The sequence below is a fragment of the Actinocorallia lasiicapitis genome (assembly GCF_054778695.1).
The window spans coordinates 1-5,776 of sequence record NZ_BAAGZI010000374.1 but is presented as its reverse complement, the minus strand read 5'-3'; the positions used below and the strand labels follow the sequence as shown (position 1 = coordinate 5,776).

4 protein-coding genes and 1 pseudogene are annotated in these 5,776 nt (G+C 71.2%); all 5 read right to left on the bottom strand.

Annotation, left to right across the window (positions count from 1 at the left end; translation table 11 throughout):
* Positions 1-301: pseudogene (locus ACYVE7_RS27970) on the bottom strand (ATPase); the annotation flags it as partial.
* A gap of 47 nt (positions 302-348) precedes the next feature.
* The gene (locus tag ACYVE7_RS27965; protein ID WP_460368729.1) at positions 349-2,751 is read right to left on the bottom strand and encodes a LuxR C-terminal-related transcriptional regulator; all 2,403 of its coding nucleotides are present in this window, start codon (positions 2,749-2,751) and stop codon (positions 349-351) included.
* 77 nt (positions 2,752-2,828) lie between these two features.
* Positions 2,829-3,368, bottom strand: coding sequence for an FHA domain-containing protein (locus ACYVE7_RS27960; RefSeq protein ID WP_460368728.1), 540 nt, complete (start codon positions 3,366-3,368; stop codon positions 2,829-2,831).
* 72 nt (positions 3,369-3,440) lie between these two features.
* Positions 3,441-4,646: an acyl-CoA dehydrogenase family protein gene (locus tag ACYVE7_RS27955; protein ID WP_460368726.1), complete on the bottom strand. Its 1,206-nt coding sequence runs from the start codon at positions 4,644-4,646 to the stop codon at positions 3,441-3,443.
* A gap of 83 nt (positions 4,647-4,729) precedes the next feature.
* The gene (locus ACYVE7_RS27950; RefSeq protein ID WP_460368724.1) at positions 4,730-5,512 is read right to left on the bottom strand and encodes a SigB/SigF/SigG family RNA polymerase sigma factor; all 783 of its coding nucleotides are present in this window, start codon (positions 5,510-5,512) and stop codon (positions 4,730-4,732) included.
* Between the last annotated feature and the right edge of the window lie 264 nt (positions 5,513-5,776).

Sequence of the window (5,776 nt, the reverse complement as noted above, 5' to 3'; positions counted from 1 at the left end):
CCGACAGCGCCGCCGCGACGGTGTCGAACGCGCCGCCACCCTGCAGCGCCAGCCCGAGGACGGCCGCGACCAGCGCGTCCACCGGCCCCGGCGCGGCGAGATCGGCCAGATCGACCAGCGACACCCCGTCACCGAACGCCGCGCCCGATCGCGCCCCCACCTCCAGCGCCAGCCGTGACTTGCCGATCCCGCCGGTGCCCGTGAGGGTCACCAGCCGGGAACCGGCCACCAGCACGGCCAGTTCGGCGAGATCGTCGGCGCGGCCGACGAACGGGCTCTCCGCGCGGGGCAGCGTGGCCATGTCCTTCTCCTCGATGAGCCGGGGCCTGACCTGTCGTGGGGCGGGGGCTAGCCGCCGGGCGGGTTCTCCGTCACCCAGGTGGCGATCTGCGCGCGGGAGGAGAACGCCAGCTTGGCGAGGATGTTCGACACGTGCCGCGCCACCGTGGCCTGGCTGATCGTCAGCTCCTCGGCGATCCTGCGGTTCGACAGCCCCTTGGCGACGAACCGGGCGATCTCGGTCTCGCGGTCGGTGAGTGAGCTCGGCGGCCGCACCGGGGCCGCCGTCGCGACCAGCGGCAGCTCCGTCTGCGCCACGATCGAGTCGATGACCCGGTTCCACGGCAGCGCCAGGCCCTGCGCCCACAGCCGGTTGGTCTCCGCCTGGCCGAGCACCCGGGTCGCGGGCTCCAGCACCTGCCGGGACCGCACCCCCGCGCCCGGCAGCTCACGCGTGCCCATCCGCTCGCGCTGCGCCGCGGCCGCCGCCGCCAGCGGCACCGCCCTGGCATGGTCGTCGTTGCGGACGCACAGCAGCGCGATGGTCTCGACCAGCTCGGCCGCGAACCCGCGCCCGCCCAGCCCCTTGCACAGCTCCAGGCCCTGCCGCAGCCACTGGTCGGCGGTGACGTGGTCGCCGGAGTTCAACGCGACCCGGCCCAGACCGATCATCGCCCTGATCCTGTCGCCCCGGTAGTCCAGTGGCAGGATCGGATCGTTGAGCAGGGCGTGCGCCGTCTGGTAGTGCTTGCGCGCCGCCCGCAGATCGCCCCGGTCCTCCGCGAGCCCGGCCAGGCCCAGCTCGGCGATGGCGGGGCCCCAGTCGTTGCCGTAGTCCTGGACGAGCAGCATCTGCTCGTAGTACTCCCGCGCCTCCCTGACGCGCCCCGCGTGCTCGGCCACCAGCGCCTGACCCCACCGGACGCCCGCCATCGTGATCACGTCGTCGTTCTGCTCGGCCAGCTTGTAGGCCTCCTCCAGCGGCAGCCCGCCCGGCACCTCCGTCACGGCCGCCACCATCGACGCCATCAGCAGGCCGTCACGGCCGTCGGGGCCCTCGTCGGACCGGCACAGCGGGATCGCCTCCGCGACGGCCTCGGCCGCCGCGGTGTAGTTGCCCGCGAACAGCTCGATCGCCCCGCGCATCGCCTTGACCGTGCCGAGCAGCCCGGCGGGGGCGTCGGAGACCGCTTCGAACAGCCGGTCCATGGCCTTGAGGTACTCCTCGTAGCCGCCGTGCATACAGACGCTCCACCGGCCGTTCGCCAGCATCCGCAGCCCGATCTCCGGATACCCCTCGGCCGCCGCGAACGACAGCGCGGCCGGGATGTTGCGCCGCACCCCCTCGGCGACCGCCAGCCACCCGTTGAGCACCAGCCGGCTCTCCGCACCGCGGCCGCTGGCGAGCTGGTACATCGTGGCGGCGAGCGCGGTGATGGAGTGCAGATGGCGCAGCCGGAGCGCGTGCTCGTCGCCCTCGGCGCACAGCCGCTGCCGCGCGTAGTCGCGGATCGTGTCGAGCATCCGGTAGCGGAACCTGTCGCCGAGCATCCCGTCGACCTGGATGAGCGACTTGTCGACCAGTTCGGCGGTCGAGCCGAGCAGATCGCCGATGCCGTCGCAGACCTGCTCGGCCAGGTCGATGATCCAGCCGCCGCGGAACACCGACAGCTGCTGCAGCAGACGGCCGGCGTCGGGGGAGAGCGAGGCGTAGCTCCACTCGACGGTCGCCCGCAAGGTCTGGTGCCGGACGGGCGCCGTGCGCGGCCCGCTGTTGAGCAGCGCGAAACGGTCGGTGAGACGGTCGTGGATCTGCCGGACCGACAGGACCCGCGTCATCGCCGCGGCCAGCTCGATCGCCAGCGGGATGCCCTCCAGGTCGACGCAGAGCCGCAGGACGGTCCGTGCCTCGGTCTCCGACCAGACCAGCCCCGGATCGGCGGCCTTGGCCCGCTCCGTAAACAGGATCTCGGCCTCGCTCCTGCCGTCCGGCCCCGGCCGCAGGGCCAGCGGTGGGACGCGCCACAGCGTCTCACCGGGGATCCGCAACTGCTCGCGGCTGGTCGCCAGGACCGTCAGATCCGGGCAGGCGGCGAGCAGATCGGCCGTGAACTGGGCGACGTGGCCGATGAGGTGCTCGCAGTTGTCGAGCACCAGCAGATGGCGGCCGCCGGCCAGCGCCCTGGTCACCGCCGCCATCGCGGTGCCGCTGTACCGGTCGAGACGCAGGGTGTGGGCGACGCGCTCGGTGAGCGCCCCCACGTTGTCCAGGTCGGCGAGCTCCACCAGCCACACGCCGTCACTGAACGCGTCGTGGACCTCCTCGGCGACGCGCAGCGCGAGCCTGGTCTTGCCGATTCCGCCCGGCCCGCTCAGCGTGACCAGGCGGGTGGCGGCGACGAGTTCGGTGAGCTCCTCGATGTCGTCATCACGTCCCACGAAGGAGCTGACCGGCAAGGGCAGGGTGGGCATGGCACCTCGGGGGCGGTAGGCGACTGTGCTACCCCGAGTGTTTCACTGTGACGCCGATCTCGCAGGACAATCCGGACTCAAGGTGCGGCGACGATGAAGGTGCTGTTCCCGAAACCCACCTGGTCGCCGGGACGGACCCGGCCGGGCCCGGTGAGCCGCCAGCCGTTGACCCGGGTGCCGTTCATCGACCCCAGGTCGCTGATGGTCCAGCCGGCCGGATCGGCGAGGATCTCGGCGTGGAACCGGGACACCGTCAGGTCCGTCAGCACGAACTGGCAGCCGGGGGCGCGTCCGACGAGGATCCGCGGCTGCTCGCCCGGCGGCAGGATGAACCGCGGCAGCCGCGGGGTGCGCCACGCCGACTCGATCCTGGCCGTCGCGGCGGAGAACGACGAGATCGCGCCCGCGACCCTGTCGACGAGCCGGTGCCTGGACGGCAGGTCGTGCACCAGATCCTGGAGCTCGACCTCGTTGTGCGCCCGCAGCGCCTGGTCGACCCGGCGTTCGAAGGTGTCCTGGGACATCCGTCCCTCCGCCACCTGCTGGGCCAGATCGGCGAGGACCCGGTCGCGCTGCACGTCGGAAGCCCGTAGCGGGAAAGCGGGCGAACCGTCCATAGACGTGAGTATTCAGATCATCGACCGCCGTGTCCAGCCGAGCGTGAATCTCGGCCGGACACGACCTGACTCCTAGCGCGACAGGAGGTCGCGGGCGATGTGAGTGATCTGCAGCTCATCGGTGCCGGCGTAGATCTGGAACGCCTTCGCGTCACGCGCGAGCTGCTCCACCCGGTACTCCGACATGTAGCCGTTGCCGCCGAACAGCTGCACCGCCTCCATCGCCACCTCCGAGGCGGCCTGCGCCGAGTACAGCTTCATCGCCGACGCCTCCGCGAGGGTCGGGGTGCGGCCCGCCTTCTGCATCTCGACGTGGCGGAACACCATGTTCTGCACGTTGACCCGCGCCACCTCCATCTTCGCCAGCTTCAGCTGGATGAGCTGGTAGTCGGCGATCGGCTTGCCCCAGGCGACCCGCGACTTGGCGTAGTCCACCGACAGCCGCAGGCACTCCTCGATGACGCCCAGCGCCATCGCCGCGACACCCGCGCGCTCGGTCGTGAAGTTCGCCTTCGCCGACTCCTTGCCGGTGCCGCCGCCCTCCAGCAGCCGGTCGCGGCCCACCCGGACGTCCGACAGGAACAGCTCGCCGGTGGGGGAGGAGTGGCAGCCCATCTTCCGCAGCGGCTTCGACTGGACCAAGCCCTCCATCCCCGAGTCGAGCACGAAGCAGAGGATCTCGCGCTCCCGGATCGGACGGCCGTCGTCGAGCTTGGCGTAGAAGACGATCGTGTCGGCGTTCGGGCCGTTGGTGATGAAGGTCTTGTTGCCGTTGAGGATCCAGCCGCCCTCGCCGTCCTCCTTCGCGGTCGACTTCATGCCGCCGAACGCGTCCGAGCCCGAGTCCGGCTCGGTGATCGCCCACGCGCCGATCTTGTCGAAGGTCTGCAGGTCGCGGCCCCAGCGGAGCTTCTGCTCGACCGTCCCGCGCTTCATGATGGTGCCCGCGGCCAGGCCGAGCGAGACGCCCATGGCCGTCACCAGGCCGGGGGAGACCTTGCAGAGCTCCACGATCGGCAGCAGCGTGAACGCGGCGCTCGCGTCGCCCTTGTCCTGCTTCGGCTCGGGCGCGACGCCCGCCTTCTCCTTCTCGATCCGCGCGTCGAACGACGAGGCGGCCATGTCCCGCATCCCGAACGTGGTGTACAGGTTGCGGATCAGGTCGTACGGCAGCAGTTCCCCGGAGTCCAGCTCGTCGAGGACCGGCCGCACCTCCTTGCCGATCCAGTCGCGCACCATGTCCCGAACCATGATCTCGTCATCGTTCCACTCGATCACTGCACCGCCGCCTTCACCCAGGGAGTTCCACGTCCCCTAAGGAATAGCAGATCCTCAAGTAAGCGCTTACTGCCGACCTGGGGTCAGGCGGACATGAGGGTGCGCAGCCGGATGAGGGAGCGGGACAGCAGCCGGCTGACGTGCATCTGGGAGATGCCGAACTCCGCGGCGATCTCCGCCTGGGACTTGTTGGCGTAGAAGCGGAGCAGGACGATCCGCCGCTCCCGGTCGGGAAGGCGGTCCAGCGCCGGGCCGAGGGCGTGACGGCCCTCGATCAGCTCGAACGCCGGATCGAGCCGGCCGAGCAGATCCGACTCGGCGCGCTCGGACTCGTCGTCGAACGGGGAGTCGAGGGAGACCGTGTTGTAGTGGTCGCCCGCCGCGAGGGTCTCCAGGATCTCCTCCTCGCCGACGCCCACCGCGGCCGCCAGATCGGCGACGGTCGGCGCGCCGCGCAGCTGCTGGTTCAGCTCCGTCCGCGCCCGGTTGACGGCCAGGTGCAGCTCCTGGATCCGGCGCGGCGGGCGCAGCGCCCAGCTCCTGTCCCGGAAATGCCGTTTGATCTCGCCGAGGACCGTCGGCCCCGCGAACGCCGCGAAGTGGACGCCGCGGTCCGGGTCGAACCGGTCGATGGCCTTCACCAGGCCCAGCATCCCCACCTGGTACAGGTCCTCGGGGTTCTCGCCGCGGCCGTGGAAACGTGACGCCAGCCTGCGCACATAGCCGTCGCAGAGCTGGACGATCTCCTCACGGAGCCGGCCGCGGCGCGGATCTTCGGCGTCGAGGCGGGCCAGCACCGCGAGCCGGTCCTCGATCAGATCGTAGGTTCTGGTGGTCTCGGTCTGCGTGTCCGTGGGGGGCGTCATCTCGCCGGTCTCCCCCGAGAATCGCGTTTGTCACGCGTTTCCCGGAGAAAACCGCGAAACCGCAGGTCAGGGCAGGGAAAGAACGACCTGCTCGCAGAGCTCACGGGTGCGGAGCGGGCGATGTCACCCAGCCCGGCGAACCATCCCCATCGCGGCCCTGACCTCCCCGAGCGTCCGCTCCGCGACCTCCCGCGCCCGCAGGTTCCCCGCCCCGACGACCTCCCGCACCCGCGCGCGGTCGGCCGCCAGCTCGGCCCGCGCCGC

Coding starts and splice junctions, on each gene's coding strand:
- ACYVE7_RS27950 (WP_460368724.1), bottom strand. CDS start 5,512: ATGACGCCCCCCACGGACACGCAGACCGAGACCACCAGAACCTACGAT.
- ACYVE7_RS27965 (WP_460368729.1), bottom strand. CDS start 2,751: ATGCCCACCCTGCCCTTGCCGGTCAGCTCCTTCGTGGGACGTGATGAC.
- ACYVE7_RS27960 (WP_460368728.1), bottom strand. CDS start 3,368: ATGGACGGTTCGCCCGCTTTCCCGCTACGGGCTTCCGACGTGCAGCGC.